This window comes from Chromobacterium sp. ASV23 (assembly GCF_016428945.1).
GTDB classification, from domain to species: Bacteria; Pseudomonadota; Gammaproteobacteria; order Burkholderiales; family Chromobacteriaceae; genus Chromobacterium; species Chromobacterium sinusclupearum.
In genome coordinates this window covers 1-14,591 of record NZ_JAELTR010000076.1, presented here as the reverse complement: position 1 = coordinate 14,591, position 14,591 = coordinate 1, and the positions used below count along the sequence as shown (strand labels likewise).

Annotated in this window: 15 protein-coding genes; 6 read left to right on the top strand and 9 right to left on the bottom strand. The window is 64.6% G+C overall.

Annotated elements, in window-relative coordinates; genetic code table 11:
* The 6 genes from JHD59_RS20055 to JHD59_RS20030 all read right to left on the bottom strand — a co-directional run.
* On the bottom strand, positions 1 to 874 hold an 874-nt coding region (locus JHD59_RS20055), incomplete at its 3' end, for a response regulator (RefSeq protein WP_199155533.1).
* A gap of 104 nt (positions 875 to 978) precedes the next feature.
* Positions 979 to 2,592, bottom strand: coding sequence for a response regulator (locus JHD59_RS20050; protein WP_199155532.1), 1,614 nt, complete (start codon positions 2,590 to 2,592; stop codon positions 979 to 981).
* Positions 2,593 to 2,616: 24 nt separating this feature from the next.
* Positions 2,617 to 3,753: a PilT/PilU family type 4a pilus ATPase gene (locus tag JHD59_RS20045; protein ID WP_103317201.1), complete on the bottom strand. Its 1,137-nt coding sequence runs from the start codon at positions 3,751 to 3,753 to the stop codon at positions 2,617 to 2,619.
* 92 nt (positions 3,754 to 3,845) lie between these two features.
* Positions 3,846 to 4,883, bottom strand: coding sequence for a type IV pilus twitching motility protein PilT (locus JHD59_RS20040; RefSeq protein ID WP_103317203.1), 1,038 nt, complete (start codon positions 4,881 to 4,883; stop codon positions 3,846 to 3,848).
* A 174-nt stretch (positions 4,884 to 5,057) separates the two neighbouring features.
* Complete coding sequence (locus tag JHD59_RS20035) at positions 5,058 to 6,773, bottom strand: hybrid sensor histidine kinase/response regulator (RefSeq protein ID WP_199155531.1); 1,716 nt, start codon at positions 6,771 to 6,773, stop codon at positions 5,058 to 5,060.
* Positions 6,774 to 6,813: 40 nt separating this feature from the next.
* Complete coding sequence (locus JHD59_RS20030; RefSeq protein WP_103317207.1) at positions 6,814 to 7,308, bottom strand: oxidoreductase; 495 nt, start codon at positions 7,306 to 7,308, stop codon at positions 6,814 to 6,816.
* Positions 7,309 to 7,565: 257 nt separating this feature from the next.
* Here JHD59_RS20030 and JHD59_RS20025 point away from each other — a divergent pair, with 257 nt between their 5' ends.
* The 6 genes from JHD59_RS20025 (at position 7,566) to aroG (ending at position 11,995) form a co-directional block, all read left to right on the top strand.
* Complete coding sequence (locus JHD59_RS20025; RefSeq protein WP_199155530.1) at positions 7,566 to 8,261, top strand: YggS family pyridoxal phosphate-dependent enzyme; 696 nt, start codon at positions 7,566 to 7,568, stop codon at positions 8,259 to 8,261.
* Between the two features lie 49 nt (positions 8,262 to 8,310).
* Positions 8,311 to 9,114, top strand: a complete 804-nt coding sequence (proC, locus tag JHD59_RS20020; protein ID WP_199155529.1) for a pyrroline-5-carboxylate reductase — start codon at positions 8,311 to 8,313, stop codon at positions 9,112 to 9,114.
* A gap of 9 nt (positions 9,115 to 9,123) precedes the next feature.
* Entirely contained in the window at positions 9,124 to 9,708 is a 585-nt protein-coding gene (locus tag JHD59_RS20015) for a YggT family protein (protein WP_043627706.1), read from the top strand.
* 75 nt (positions 9,709 to 9,783) lie between these two features.
* Positions 9,784 to 10,089 (top strand): c-type cytochrome, encoded by a 306-nt coding sequence (locus JHD59_RS20010; RefSeq protein WP_103317213.1) that lies wholly within the window; start codon positions 9,784 to 9,786, stop codon positions 10,087 to 10,089.
* A gap of 286 nt (positions 10,090 to 10,375) precedes the next feature.
* Positions 10,376 to 10,786 (top strand): RNA polymerase-binding protein DksA, encoded by a 411-nt coding sequence (dksA, locus tag JHD59_RS20005; protein ID WP_043627703.1) that lies wholly within the window; start codon positions 10,376 to 10,378, stop codon positions 10,784 to 10,786.
* 144 nt (positions 10,787 to 10,930) lie between these two features.
* The gene (gene aroG / locus JHD59_RS20000; protein ID WP_103317214.1) at positions 10,931 to 11,995 is read left to right on the top strand and encodes a 3-deoxy-7-phosphoheptulonate synthase AroG; all 1,065 of its coding nucleotides are present in this window, start codon (positions 10,931 to 10,933) and stop codon (positions 11,993 to 11,995) included.
* A 68-nt stretch (positions 11,996 to 12,063) separates the two neighbouring features.
* Here the strand turns inward: aroG and JHD59_RS19995 are convergent, their stop codons facing one another.
* The 3 genes from JHD59_RS19995 to JHD59_RS19985 all read right to left on the bottom strand — a co-directional run.
* Positions 12,064 to 13,059 (bottom strand): PHB depolymerase family esterase, encoded by a 996-nt coding sequence (locus tag JHD59_RS19995; protein WP_199155528.1) that lies wholly within the window; start codon positions 13,057 to 13,059, stop codon positions 12,064 to 12,066.
* A gap of 162 nt (positions 13,060 to 13,221) precedes the next feature.
* On the bottom strand, positions 13,222 to 13,608 hold the full coding sequence (locus JHD59_RS19990) for a carboxymuconolactone decarboxylase family protein (protein WP_199155527.1): 387 nt from the start codon (positions 13,606 to 13,608) through the stop codon (positions 13,222 to 13,224).
* A 163-nt stretch (positions 13,609 to 13,771) separates the two neighbouring features.
* Positions 13,772 to 14,591, bottom strand: an 820-nt coding sequence (locus tag JHD59_RS19985) for a deoxyribonuclease II family protein (RefSeq protein WP_199155526.1), incomplete at its 5' end; no start/stop codon positions are given.

Sequence of the window (14,591 nt, the reverse complement as noted above, 5' to 3'; positions counted from 1 at the left end):
TTTGCAGCGGTTCCACCGCGCGGGTCGCTTCGCCGCTGCGCAGCAGCGCGGTGCCGAAGCAGTGCAGGCGCTGGAAATTGCGCGGCGACAAGGCCACGGCTTTTTCCAATACGGTGGAGGCTTGGGCGTAGTCGCCGTCGTCGACCAGATTTTGCGCCAGCAGGTCGTAGGCCTCGGTGTAGCGCGGCGCGGCGGCGAGGACCTGGTCCAGCAGCGCGCTGGAGCCGGCGCCATCGCCCTGCTCCGCCAGGATGCGCGCCACGCCCATCTTGGCCCAGGGCAGATCGGCTTGGGCCAGCACCGCGCGGTACAGCTCCAGCGCCGCCTCGTACTGCCCCTCGCGCGTTTGCAGCTCGCCGCACAGCCGCAGCGCGTCCAGCCGCTGCTGGCGGCTTTGGGCCTGCTGCGCCAGATCCAGCAGCGTCTGGATCGCCTGCTCCGCCCTGCCCTTGTCGAGCAGCTTGTGCGCCGGCGTCAGCCAGGCCTTGCGCCGCGCCGCGGCCTCCAGCCGGTCCAGCAGCAGCTGGGCGGTGAACGGTTTGAGCACGTAGTCGTCCGGGGTCATTTCGGCGGCGCTCATCACCTGGCCATAGTGGCGTTCGCCTGTGATCATCACCCACAGGGTGGATAGCGACAGCGCGCCGGTCTTGCGCATCGCCTCCAGCAGTTCCTGGCCGTTCATGCCGTGTCCCAGGTTGTAGTCGCACAGCACGACGTCGTAACGGCGTCCGCGCAGCCGGCCTTGCGCGTCGGAAGCGTTGCTGGCGGTTTCGGTTTGGGTGACGCCGGCCATGGCCAGGATGGCGCGCATGCCCTGCGCCATGGTGAGGGCGTCTTCGACGATCAGGACCGTGGTGTTTTCATCGAATGCCATATCGGGTCTCGCGACAGCGCTGTTGGGATGGCGGATAGGCCGCACATGCGCGGCCGGGGTATGGGTTCAGTTTAGGCGCTGCTTGTTCTCATTCGAGCGGATGCTTACTCGAGGTCTGGGTTCAGCGCCTGGTGGCGCCGCACGAAGCCGCGCACACGCTCGTTTTCTTCCGGCAGCCAGTGCAGCAGCTGTTGCACCTGTTTTTCCTCCTCGGGGAACGGCTGTTTGGCCTTGCTGCGGGTTTCGCAGGTGCGCAGCAGCAGCGCGCAGGCGTTCATGCTGATCCGTTCGTTCAAGGTTTTCTGCGACAGCAGGTACAGCATGGCGGCCGCTTCTTCCAGCATGCCGTTGCTGGCCAGTTCCACCGCCTTGTTGCTCTCGGTTTGCAGCGTGTCGTAGGCGGTCTGGATGGCTTCGTGGCAGGCCGGATGCTTGTGGGCGATTTCCAGCAACGTGCCCAGCTCGTGGCGGCCGTCGGCGAAGCGCAGGCCTATGCTGTGCGCCCATTGCGGCGGCAGCTCGCTGCTCTGTTCCGGCGGCAGCCGCACTGCGGCGGAGAGAAAGCGCTGGGCGCAGGAAAAATCGGTCTCGCGGGCGCGCAGCGACTCGGCCACCGCTTGCAGCTGCGCCAGCGCGTCGGCCGGGCGGTTTTGCGCCAGCGCGGTCATGGCGCGGCAGACCGCCATCGTCATCTGGCCGCCGGGCAACTCGTCCACCCGGCCGGCGATTTCGGCCTGCAGCCGGTCCAATTGCTGGGTCTGGCCGCTTTCGCTGAAGGCCTGCAGCAGGTCCACCAGTATGTCCGGGCCGAAGAAGTTGTTGTTGCGGCCGATTTCCACCGCGCGCTGCAGGTAGTCGGCGGCCTTGGCCGGATCGCCGCAGCGCAAGAGCGCGGTGCCGCAGCTCTTCAGACGGTGGAAATTGCGCGGCGAGATGGCCACCGCCTTTTCCAGCACGATGGCGGCGGTCTGGTATTGGCCGTCGTCGATCAGGTTCTGCGCCAATAGGTCGTACGCGTCGGTGTAGCGCGGCGCGTCGGCGATGATCTCGCGCAGCAGCGCGTTGGACTCCTGGGTTTCGCCCTGTTCGGCGACGATGCGCGCCACGCCCATCTTGGCCCAGGGGATCACCCGCATGCTCAGCAGCTCCTGGTAGATGGTCAGCGCTTCGCTCTGGCGGCCCTCGTTGACCAACAGCTCGGCGGCCAGCCGCTGGGCATCGAGCCGGTATTGCGGGTTCTGCGCTTCGCGCGCCAGCTGCCGCAGAACCTGGATCGCCTGCTCCGGTTTGCCCTGCATCACCAGTTTGTGGGCCGGCGCCAGGAAAATCTTGCGCTGGTGGGCCAGGTTCATCCGGTCCAGCAGCATCTGCGAGGCGAACGGTTTCAAAATATAGTCGTCCGGCGCCATTTCGGCGGCGGCGACCACCCGCTCGTAGTGGCGCTCGCCGGTGATCATGATCCAGATGGTGGAGATCGGCAGGTTGCCGCCCTTGCGCATCGCTTCCAGCAGCTCCTGGCCATCCATGCCTTCGCCCAGGTTGTAATCGCACAGCACGACGTCGTAGTTCTTGCCGCGCAGGCGGTTGCGCGCTTCGCTGGCGTTGCTGACGGCCTCCGAGCGCGTGATGCCGGCGGTGGACAGCATGCTGCGCAGGCTCTGGCGCACGGTGTGGGAGTCTTCGATGATCAGGACAGTGGTGTTGTTATCAAGAGGCATGGTGAATAACGGCGTTGCGCCGGGTCAAACGATATCCAGGTGGTCTATGCCTTCCAGCGGGTCCCGATTGCGGGCGTTTTCGCTGTACAGCTTGATTCTCAGGCGCAGGTCGTTGATGGAGTCCGCGTTGCGCAGCGCGTCCTCGTAGCTGATCAGATCGGCCTCGTACAGTTCGAACAGCGATTGGTCGAAGGTCTGCATGCCGGCTTCGCGCGAGCGCGCCATCACTTCCTTCAGGCTGGCGATCTCGCCCTTGAAGATCATGTCCGATACCAGAGGGCTGTTGAGCAGGATTTCCACCGCCGCCACGCGGCCGGTGCCGCCCTTGTGCGGCACCAGCCGCTGCGAAACGATGGCGCGCATGTTCAGCGACAGGTCCATCAGCACCTGCTGGTGGCGCTCTTCCGGGAAGAAGTTGAGGATGCGGTCCAGCGCCTGGTTGGCGTTGTTGGCGTGCATGGTGGCCAGGCACAGGTGTCCGGTTTCGGCGAACTGCAGGCCGTAGTTCATGGTTTCGCGGTCGCGGATCTCGCCCATCAGGATGACGTCGGGCGCTTGGCGCAGCGTGTTCTTCAGCGCGATTTCCCAGCTTTCGGTATCGACGCCGATCTCGCGCTGGGTGACGATGGATTTCTTGTGCGTGTGCACGTATTCGATCGGATCCTCCACCGTGATGATGTGATCCTGATTGGTGCTGTTGCGCCAGTCGACCAGCGCGGCCAGCGAGGTGGATTTGCCGGAGCCGGTGCCGCCGACGAAGATCACCAGCCCGCGCTTGATCAGCGCGACATCCTTCAGCACCTCGGGCAGGTTCAGCTGGTCGAGGTTCGGAATTTCGGTGTTGATCTTGCGCAGCACCATGCCCACCATGCCCTGCTGCACGAAGGCGCTGACGCGGAAACGGCCGATGCCCGGCGGATTGATGGCGAAATTGGCTTCTTTTTTGGACTCGAATTCCTCGGTCTGGCGGTCGTTCATCACTGAACGCACCAGCTCCTTGCTCTGCTGGGCCGACAAGGGCTGCGGCGCCACCGGGGTGATCTTGCCGTCTATCTTCATCGCCGGCGGAAATTCCGGCGAGATGAAGACGTCCGAGGCGTTCTTGCCGATCGCGTGTTTCAGCAGATCGTGGATGAATTTGGAGGCCTGGTCTTTTTCCATGGCGGCGTATCCTGCTTGGCTGCTTCCAGTTTAGCCCGCGGCCGCTGGCGGCTGCGGGGGATTTTGACCGGGATGCGGTTGCGCGTCCGGCTTCAGAACGCGTCCTTGTTGCTGGCCTTGGCGCGGGCTTCGACGGGCGAGACCACGTTGCGCCGGACCAGATCGGCCAGACACTGGTCCAGCGTCTGCATGCCGTGCTGCTGGCCGGTCTGGATCATCGAATTGATCTGCGCGATCTTGTTCTCGCGGATCAGGTTGCGGATGGCCGGCGTGCCCATCATGATCTCATGCGCCGCCACCCGCCCCTGGCCGTCCTTGGTCTTCAACAGCGTTTGCGCGATCACCGCCCGAACAGACTCGGACAACATGGAGCGCACCATTTCCTTTTCCCCGGCCGGGAACACGTCGACGATACGGTCTATGGTTTTGGCGGCGCTGCTGGTGTGCAAGGTGCCGAACACCAGGTGGCCGGTTTCGGCCGCGGTCAGCGCCAGCCTTATCGTTTCCAGATCGCGCAATTCGCCCACCAGAATCACGTCCGGGTCTTCGCGCAGCGCGCTTTTCAGCGCGTTGGCGAAGCTGTGGGTCTGCAGGCCCAGCTCGCGCTGGTTGATCAGGCTTTTTTTGCTTTCGTGGACGAATTCGATCGGGTCTTCCACAGTAAGAATGTGCGAAAACTCGTTTTCGTTGACATAGTCTATCATCGCGGCCAGCGTGGTCGACTTGCCGGAGCCGGTGGGGCCGGTCACCAGCACCAGGCCGCGCGGCAGGGAGGCGATCTCCTGGAAGATTCTGGGCGCCGCCAGCTGCTCCAGCGTCAGCACCTTGCTGGGAATCACCCGGAACACCGAGGCCATGCCGCGGTTCTGGATGAAAGAGTTGACCCGGAAGCGGGCGATGCCGGGCAATTCGAATGAGAAGTCGCACTCGTAGGTGTCTTCGAAAATCTTCCGCTGATAATCATTCATGATGTCGTACACCATGTCGTGCACGTCATGGTGGTCCATCGGCGGCAGGTTGATGCGGCGGATGTCGCCATTGACCCGGATCATGGGCGGCAGGCCGGCCGACAGGTGCAGGTCGGAGGCCTTGTTCTTGACGGTGAAAGCCAGCAGCTCGGAGATTTCCATATCGAGACCCGTTGCGAGATTGCGGACGCGCCCTCGTCCGCGGGCGGCGGCGCACGGGCGCGATTATCCGTGCATTCTCAAGCGTAGCGGGCAGCCGGCGCAACAAAATCGCGCATCGCGCCGGGCGCGTGTGCCGGAAACGCATCCCGGAGGATGCTCCTATGTCAACAGCCCCTAGCCGCGCTGGCGCAGGCTGGCGCGCAAGCGGCTCAGGTCAAACGGCTTTTCCAGCCTTTCGTCGAACCAGGCGGCGCGCGGGTCGCTGTACTCTTCCGGATAGGCGGTCATCGCGATCAGCCGCGCGGCGCGATTCAGACCGTCGCGCGCCTTGGACGCCACATCGTAGCCGCTGTCCGCGCCCAGCTGCATATCCAGCAGGACGACGCCGAAGGCCTGTTCCCGCAGCCGCCGACAGGCCTCCGCGGCCGTCGCGGCGGTGGTTACCGCGTAGCCATCCAGCGCCAGGCAGTCGGCGAAGGGCTCGCGGATATTCGGGTCGTCATCCACCAGCAGAATGGTCTTGTCCGACGCGGCTAGCGTCAGCTGGATGGGCAGCCGCACAGAGAATTCAGATCCCCGGCCTTCCTCGCTGCGCAGGGCGATTTCCCCGCCCAGCAGCCGCACCAGCTCCTTGACGATGGCCAGCCCCAGCCCGCTGCTGCCGGGCCGGCGCTGGCGACCCTGGAAGAACGGCTGGAAGATGCGCGACTGCAGGTCGGCCGGCACGCCGATGCCGGTGTCGGCGACGCGGACTTCCAACACGGACAGGCTGTCCGCGGTTTCCACGCGCGCCGCGACCGTTACCGAGCCGTGGTCGGTGTAGCGGATGGCGTTGGAGATCAGGTTGCCGACGATCTGGCGCAGCCGGCAGCCATCCAGCCGCGCCAGCGGCGGCAGGTCTTCCAGCGCCACGCTCAGCTGCAGTCCCTTGCCTTCCAGCTGCACCCGGTAGGCGTCTATCGCCTCATGCAGTATCTGGGCGAGGTCGACGTCCTCCGGCTGCAGCCGGAACTGCATATTGTGGATGGCGGAAATGTCCATGATGTCGCGCACCTGGGTCATCAAGTGCGCCATGCTGGACTTCAGCCGCGACAACGCGGCATAGGTTTTGCCGCCGGACGCGATCTGCGGCTCGATCAGTTCGACGCAGACCTGCATCGTCTGCAGCGGCGAGCGGATTTCGTGGCTGATGGTGGCGAGGAAGGTGGTGCGGTCCAGCTCGGCCGCCACCGTCGCCTGGTGGGCGGCGCGCTCCTGCTCCAACAGCGCCTGGTGCGAGGCGACGTCGCGGCGGGCGTTCTGGTAGCGGTACAGCAGGCCGAGGATGACGATGCAGATGGCCACCCACAGCGCGAACCACAGCGACATCAGGTGCTGATTGCGCTCCTGCTCGCGGTTGCGCGCTTCGCGGGCGCCGACCTCGGCCACGCGCGACTGCACGGCGAACTCGGCCAGCGTCGGCCGCAGCTGGTCGATGGCGGCGACCAGCGCCGCGGCGTCGGCCGGTTGCGGGTGGCGTACGCGTTCATCGTGGAAGAAGCGTTGCAACTGCTCGGTCAGCGCAGCGAAACCGTTGATGCCGCCTAGCTGGCGGCTGACCGGCGACGGCAGCAGGAAGTCCAGCGTGCGGCTCTGGGCGATGGCCAGCCGAGTCTGCGCCTGGCTGGCGTCGATCTCCCCGGCGCGCAGCCGCTCCAGCTCGGCGCGCGAGCGTTCCAGCTCCACTTGCAGCTGCGCCACGCTCCAGTACAGATCGTCGCCGTGCGGCGGCAGCGCGCGCGCCGCGACGAAGCGCTCCGTCGCCAGATAGATGCCGGAGGCGACGACGAATAACAGCATCAGAATGCTGGGAGAGGCGCCTTTCCAGGCGGCGCGGAACCGGCGGCCCATTTTCTCTTCTGGCGAGTGGCGGGATGTCGGCATCGCGGCCTCAGCGGATATCGATGCGGTTGACTTGCCAAACCAGTTTGGCGTCGAGCAGCGGTCCGCGCAGCTGGCTAGGCATATTGTCCAGCGGATAGATCAGCCACAGCGGTCCGCGCTCGGCAATGTCCATTTTCCGGCCGTCCCGCTCCCGCGCCAAAATCACGCCGTACTGGACCAGTTCCTTGGCGGCGATGGTGTAGGTGTAGTCATTCAGCGCCGTTAGTTTGACCTGGCCGCCGCTGGCGCCGACTTTTTGCAGAATATCCCGCAGCTGTGGGCCGGAAAATGTCGATTTCGGGGTCCAGCTGGTTTGCGTGACGATTTTATGCTGCGGCAAAGCCTGTAAATCCGCCTCGCTGAACTGATAGGTTTTCTGCTGCGGGTCGGTATATCGGCTGATATGCCCGGAAACGGTCAGGATAATCGGATTCGATTGCGCCTGAACGGGGAGAGAGAGCCAAGCGGCGAGCAACGAAATACCGATCAGTCTGATAATCATGGCGGAGATTCAGCGGAAGCGGGGCAACCATCATACCGCAGATGGCTGGCTTTCAACATGCATCTGTAATATCTGGCTGATTGATATTATTTCCATTGAAACAAGATAGAATGTGGCTGCACCGCGCGGCGTTCACTGCCGCGGCCCATGGCGCGATGGGGTGTTCGATTGTGATCCGCGGCCGCTTTCCCTACAATCTTCTCGATAACGCAGTCGTCATCCGGCCACGGCCGGTATTCGCTCTCGGACCCCTATACATGACAGATTCCCTCTCATCCCGCTTGTCGCAGGTGCAGTCGCGGCTGCGCGCGGCGTGCGCAGCCGCTGGCCGCGCCGATGACGCGGTTGCCCTGCTCGCCGTCAGCAAGACTTTTCCCGCGGCCGATATCCGCGACCTCTTCGCCTTGGGACAACGCGCCTTTGGCGAAAACTACGTGCAGGAACTGCAGCAGAAATGCGAGGCGCTCGCCGACCTGGCGGTAGAATGGCACTTCATCGGTCCCCTGCAGTCGAACAAGACCCGCGTGGTCGCCGAACGCGCGCACTGGGTGCATTCGGTAGACCGGCCCAAGATCGCCGAGCGCTTGTCGGCGCAACGGCCGGACGCGCTGCCGCCGCTGAACATATGCGTGCAGGTCAATGTTTCCGGCGAAGACAGCAAGAGCGGCTGCGCGCCGGAAGAGGCCTTGGCCCTGGCGCGCGCGGCGGCGGCCATGCCGAGGCTGAGGCTACGCGGACTGATGTGCATTCCGGAGCCAACCGAGGACGCGGCCAAGCTGGCGGCCCAGTTCGCCGTTTTGCGACGGCTGCGGGATCAACTGAACGCCGAGGGCCTGGCGCTGGACACCTTGTCGATGGGCATGTCGGCCGACCTGGAGCTGGCGGTGTCCGAAGGCGCCACGCTGGTGCGCGTGGGTTCGGCCATTTTCGGCCACAGACACTACAGCCATTGAGTTTATTGGCGTCGGCGCGGCCGGCGCCGCAACGCGTCCAGAGGACACCATGCAAATCACCTTCATCGGCGGCGGCAATATGGCCGGCGCCATCATAGGCGGGCTGGCCCGCCAGGGCGGCCACCGCATCCATGTGGTGGAGCATCAGCAAGACAAGCTGGACCAATTAGCGGCCGATTTCGGCTGCAGCGGCGGCCAAACGCTGCCGGCGCGCCTCTCTGCCAACGACGTGGTGGTGCTGGCGGTCAAGCCGCAGCAACTGCGCGAATTGTGCCTGGAACTCGCGCCGCGGCTGAATGGCGCGCTGGTGGTGTCCATCGCAGCCGGCATCCGCCTGGACGCGCTGCGGCGCTGGCTGGGCAGCGGCCGCATCGTGCGCGTCATGCCGAATACGCCGGCCATGGTGGGCAAGGGCGTATCCGGCCTGTATGCCGACGCCGCGATAGCCGAGACGGACCGCCAGGCGGCTGAAATCATCATGCGGGCCGCGGGCCTGACCGTGTGGCTGGACGACGAGACCGGCATCGACGATATTACCTGCGTCTCCGGCAGCGGCCCGGCCTATGTGTTCTACTTCATCGAAAGCATGATCGAGGCCGCGCTCAAGGCCGGCTTTGCCGAGGCGCAGGCGCGCGAACTGGTGCTGGCCACCTTCGACGGCGCGGTGGAGCTGGCGCGGCAAAGCCCGCTGCCGGTGGCTACCTTGCGGCAGAACGTGATGTCCAAGGGCGGCACCACCGAGCGCGCCATCGCGCGCTTCGAAGCCGAGGGCGTCAAGGCGGCCATCATCGCCGGCGCGATGGATTGCCGCGAGCGCTCGATCGAAATGGGTCAACAACTCAGCCAGGAGTAAACCGCAATCATGTTTTTCGATACGCTGCAATTCCTGATCAAGACCCTGTCCGGCCTGTTCGTGCTGGTGCTGCTGCTGCGCTTCTACCTGCAGGTGGCGCGCGCGCCGTTCAAGCACCCCTTGTGCCAGTTCGTGATGGCCGCCACTAATTTCCTGGTGCTGCCGGCGCGCAAGCTGGTGCCGTCGGTGCGCAATTACGACACCGCCACCATGCTGCTGGCGTGGCTGGTATGCCTGCTGGCCAATATCCTGATGCTGCTCCTGGGCTCGCTGCCTGAGGTGTTCGCCTTCCCGCAGGTGTGGGTGGCGCTGGCGCTGCTGTCGCTGCTGGAAGTGTTCAAGCAGTCGCTTACCTTGCTGATGGGCGCGGTGATCGTGCAGGCCGTGATGAGCTGGATCAATCCGTACAACCCGATCGCGCCGGTGCTGGACAGCCTGACCCGGCCGTTCCTGCGGCCGTTCCGCCGCGCAGTGGTGGGCGGGGTGGACCTGTCGCCGCTGTTGCTGTTGCTGGTGATCCAAGTGATCATGATGCTGCCGGTGCGCATGCTGGAAACGGGTTTCTTGACCCAACTCAAAGTGGTCATCCAGTAAGACGGGTTATTTGTCATACTTTTGACAGCTGCCGGTCTTTGCCGGCGGCACCGTGAAACGATAGGGAGCATCAAGATGAAGAAGACCCTGCTCGCCGCCCTGCTGCTGGGCGCCGCCGCCGCGCCGGCCATGGCGAATATGCAACTGGCGCAGAAGTATGGCTGTACCGCCTGCCATGCCGTCGACAAGAAAATCGTCGGCCCGGCTTACAAGGATGTGGCCAAGAAATATGCCGGCCAGAAAGGCGCCGAAGCGGCGCTGGTGGCCAAGGTAAAGAACGGCGGCTCCGGCGTATGGGGTCCGATTCCGATGACCCCGCATCCGAATATTCCGGATGCCGACCTGAAAGCGCTGGTGAAGTGGGTATTGAGCCAGAAATAAATCCCTGGCGTGGATAGTGGCGATGCGAAACCGCAACGGTTTTTCTTCGCTAAAAAGGCGGCTCCGGCCGCCTTTGAACTTGTATGGGAATGACCGGTCGAAAACGACGTCCCTATTGATTTGAACTGAAATTCGGGCGGACTTGTTATTGATACCGGGCCGGGCTATAAAAAATGATAGCAGTCGAGAGTAATTATTGGGATTCAGGCTCAAGACAGTTGCGCAAATATTGGCCCGCCGGTAATCTTCTCCGCCTGTTGCCAACTCTATGCTGGAAGCACCAAACATGGCCAAGCTGACCGAACAGGATATCCTCAACTGGGAAGGCGATGACTACATGAACGCCGACCACCTTGAGTTTTTCAAGGACCGGTTGTTGCAGATGCAGCAGGAGTTGCTGGTAAACGCCAACGCTACCGCCAACCATCTGCAAGAACAGGAAGCCACGCCCGATCCGGCCGATCGCGCGACGCTGGAGGAAGAGTACGCCCTGGAGCTGCGCACCCGCGACCGCGAGCGCAAGCTGCTGCAAAAGATCCAGGCCTCCATCCGCCAGATCGAAGACGGTTCCTACGGTTTCTGCGAAGACACCGGCGAGCCGATCGGCCTGAAGCGCCTGATGGCGCGCCCCACCGCCACGCTGTCGGTGGAGGCCCAGGAGCGCCGCGAGCGCATGAAGCGCCAGTACGCCGACTGATCGCCATTCATCCGTTTTGCGCCAAGCGCCGCCGCCTTCGGGCCGCGGCGCTTTTCGCATTGTGCCAGCCGGCGGTTGTCTAGGGCGGACAAATCCGGTTATCTTGCTGCTATGCAGAAAACGACATAGCCAAGGGACAACCGCATGCAACGCCAGACCGATGACGTCAGAATCCGCGAGATCAAGGAACTGCTTCCTCCGATCGCCCACCTGTATGAGCTGCCGATCAGCGAATCCGCCTCCGAACTGATCTACAACACCCGGCGCGACATCGCGGCGCTGCTGCGCGGCGAGGATGACCGCCTGCTGGTGGTGATCGGCCCCTGTTCCATCCACGATACCGACGCCGCGATCGAATACGCGCAGAAGCTGGCGCCGCTGCGCCAGGCGCTGGCCGGCGAACTGGTGGTGGTGATGCGCGTGTATTTCGAGAAGCCGCGCACCACGGTGGGCTGGAAGGGCCTGATCAACGATCCGCACCTGAACGAGTCCTACGACATCAACGCCGGCCTGCGCATCGCGCGCCGCCTGCTGTTGACGCTGAACAACCTGGGCATGCCGGCCGCCACCGAATTCCTCGACATGATCACGCCGCAGTATTTCGCCGACCTGATCAGCTGGGGCGCCATCGGCGCCCGCACCACCGAGAGCCAGGTGCACCGCGAGCTGGCGTCCGGCCTGTCCTGCCCGGTAGGCTTCAAGAACGGCACCGACGGCAACCTGAAGATCGCGGTGGACGCCATTCGCGCCGCCAGCGTGCCGCACCATTTCCTGTCGGTGACCAAGACCGGCCATTCCGCCATCGTGTCCACCGGCGGCAACCCGGACTGCCATGTCATCCTGCGCGGCGGCAAGGAACCCAACTACTCGGCCGAGCACGTGCGCGCCGCCGCCGCCGAGCTGACCGCCGTGGGCCTGTCGCACAAGCTGATGGTGGATTTCAGCCACGCCAACAGCCGCAAGGACTATCGCCGTCAGATGGAAGTCAGCGCCGATGTGGCCGGCCAGATCGCCGGCGGCGACCGCAGCATCTTCGGCGTGATGGTGGAGAGCCATCTGGTGGAAGGCCGCCAGGATCAGAAACCCGGTTGCGAGCTGAAGTACGGCCAGAGCATCACCGATGGCTGCCTGGGTTGGGACGACACGGAAAAACTGCTGACCCAGCTGGCCGACGCGATCAAGGCTCGCCGCGCCCTGCAGGCTGAGTAAGTCTTGGCGTGACTCAAAGACAATGCCCCGCTTGCGGGGCATTGTCTTGTGCGGCGGAAAGCCTGCCCCTAGCGCGCCGAGACCAGATGGTCGGCCATCTGCTTGATCGCCTGCATTTGCAGGCCCTTCTTCCAGGCATAGGCCGGGCCGGTGTAGCCGAACCAGTCCCAGCAGCCCTGCGGATTCTTCAGCGAGGTCGTGGTCTGCGGATACAGCACCAGGATGTGGTTGCTGTCGGCCCAGTTGTTGTAGCCGGTGTGGGCGTAGAAATCGTCGCCCACTTTGCCGGCGTACTGCTGGCAGCCATGCAGCGCGATATGCACCTTGCAGGCCTCGCCGTCGGCGCAGGCGCGCGGCACATAGACGAAGCCTTCATCGGCCAGGCTGCTGCCGGAGGCGGAGTACGGCTTCTGGTCGAAGCGGACGATATGGCCGGTCAGCGCTTGCGCCTTGGCTTGCAGCGGGCCGTAGATGTGCTGCAGCAGCACTCCGGCCTGGTCATAGCCTTTGCCTTGCCATTCGCAATGGTTGATGTAGGGCGAGGCGGTGACGCTGCAGTCGTTGCCGAAGGCCGGCGTGATCTGGGCATGGCCGGCCGGCAGGCGGCGTTCGTAGGCGATCTGTCCGGCCGGTATGCCGGCCTGGCGGAAGAACTCTGCCGCCACATCCACTACCTGGGTCTTCACCGTGTTGTCATTGCTGCCGCTGAACAGGTAGACGCGGCGCCGGGCCAGCTTGTCCAGCGGGTCGATCTCGCCTTTGGCGGCAAATTGTTTGGCCGATTTGAGCAACTGGGCGGCGGCTGGCGGCTGGCCCGTATTCATGCAGGGGCCGGCGCCGGCGAGCGCGCCTTTGGCGCAGTAGTACGGTCCGCCGGCCACCACGCCGGCGCCGACCACAGAGGCGGAATAAGCGACCTGATATTGCACCGCCATGAAGGCGCCGGAGGACAGGCCGGATACCGAGGACTGGTTTGGATCGCCATGGAAGGCCGGCAGCGGATCGGCCGCCCAGGCCAAGGGCGCCAGCAGGACAGCCAGGCATAGCAAGGATTTGCGGGTCATGAACGCTCCTCAAGAACGTGCCGGCGCGGGCCGGCGGGATGGAAAAGCCAAAGCAGCGCTTGCAAGCGGTGTTCATGATGAAAATGGCAAATGTCGGCAGAAATGGCAATGACAATTGTCGAATCGGCGTCTCTTGGCCAGTTGCCGGCCCAGCTAGCCGCCTCAGGCTTGCGGTTTCGCCAGCACGTCTTTCAGCGCCACCAGCGCGTTGCTGACTGCCGGGCCGCCGGCGTAAAAGGTCAGCTGCAGAATGGTTTCCAGAATCTGCTGTCGGCTGGCGCCGGCGCGCAGCGCCGCCTCGGCGTGCGCCACCAGTTGCGCCAGCGCGAAGCCCTGGGTGGCGCAAGCCGCCACCAGGATCAGCTCGCGGGTGGCGAGATCCAGGCCGGGGCGGGTCAGGATGTGGCCGGTGGCCCAGGCGATGGTCATGTCGGCGAAGTCTGGGCTGATGTCGGCCACCGCCGCCACTCGCTCGCCGCCGCTATGGCCGCCGTGCAGAAATTCGATCAACTCCAGGCCCTGCTGATACTGCGCGTCTTGGCGAATCATGGCTAAGCTCCTTGCTGGTTGGATGATGCGAATGCATCTGACATTCAGTGTCGCCAAAGCTTCCCGCCAGATAAACCAGGCTGGAGTGTGATCACTTGTTCACGCAGGTTTTGAATGCCGGAGCCGGCCTGTCGATCGCCGGCTCCGGCGGCGCTATTGGAGATCAGCGCGCGGCGGCGGCGGTGCTGCCGCCGATCAGCTTGGCGATCGAGCTCGCCAGCGTGGCGTTGGGCAGGGCGAAGAACAGGCCGCCGCGGCCGTTCTGGGCGCTGGCGCAGTTGCCGGACAGCGCGCCCTCCTGGTTCATGTCGCCGAAGATGGCGTAGGCGGTGCCGTTGCCGGTGCTCACGCCTATTTTGGCGTGGTTGAAGTTGTAGCCCATGCCGCCTTTCAGCGAGAACGAGCGTCCGGCCCAGCTGCCGGAAGTGGCGATGGCCACCGGGCCCGGCGTCGGCAGGCTGCTGTCCCAGCAGGCTGGCGCGCCGGCCCGGCTGGTGGAGGGGATGGCGATGCTCTTGCTGCCCTCCCACCAGGTGGCCGCGCGCAGCGGCACGCCGCCGAGTTCGGCCGACACCAGTTGCCACGGCGGCACTTGCAGCGCCGACGGCTTGGCGATCAGCGTGACCCCGCTGGACAGCTTGCTGACTTGCGGCGTCGAGCTGTCAGACTGCTGCCCCAGCTGGCTGACCGCATTTTGGATATCGGCCGGGCCGCCGTTCTTGACGATCTGCGGGTTGCCCGGGTCGGTCACCACGCTGGCGTTGGCCAGGCCCTGCAACACGGCCAGCGTGTCGGCGTGGCTCAGCTTGAGCGCGAAGAAATGCTGGCTGACCTTGACGTCGTTGTCCTGCACGCAGCCCAGGGTGTTGCCGTCGCTGCCGCGCGGATACTGCGCGCTGCCGGAGGCCGGCCACGACGGCGTGCTCACCTGCATCACCACGCCATTGCCCTGGTTGTCCCACGCCAGCACGCCCTTGGAGTGG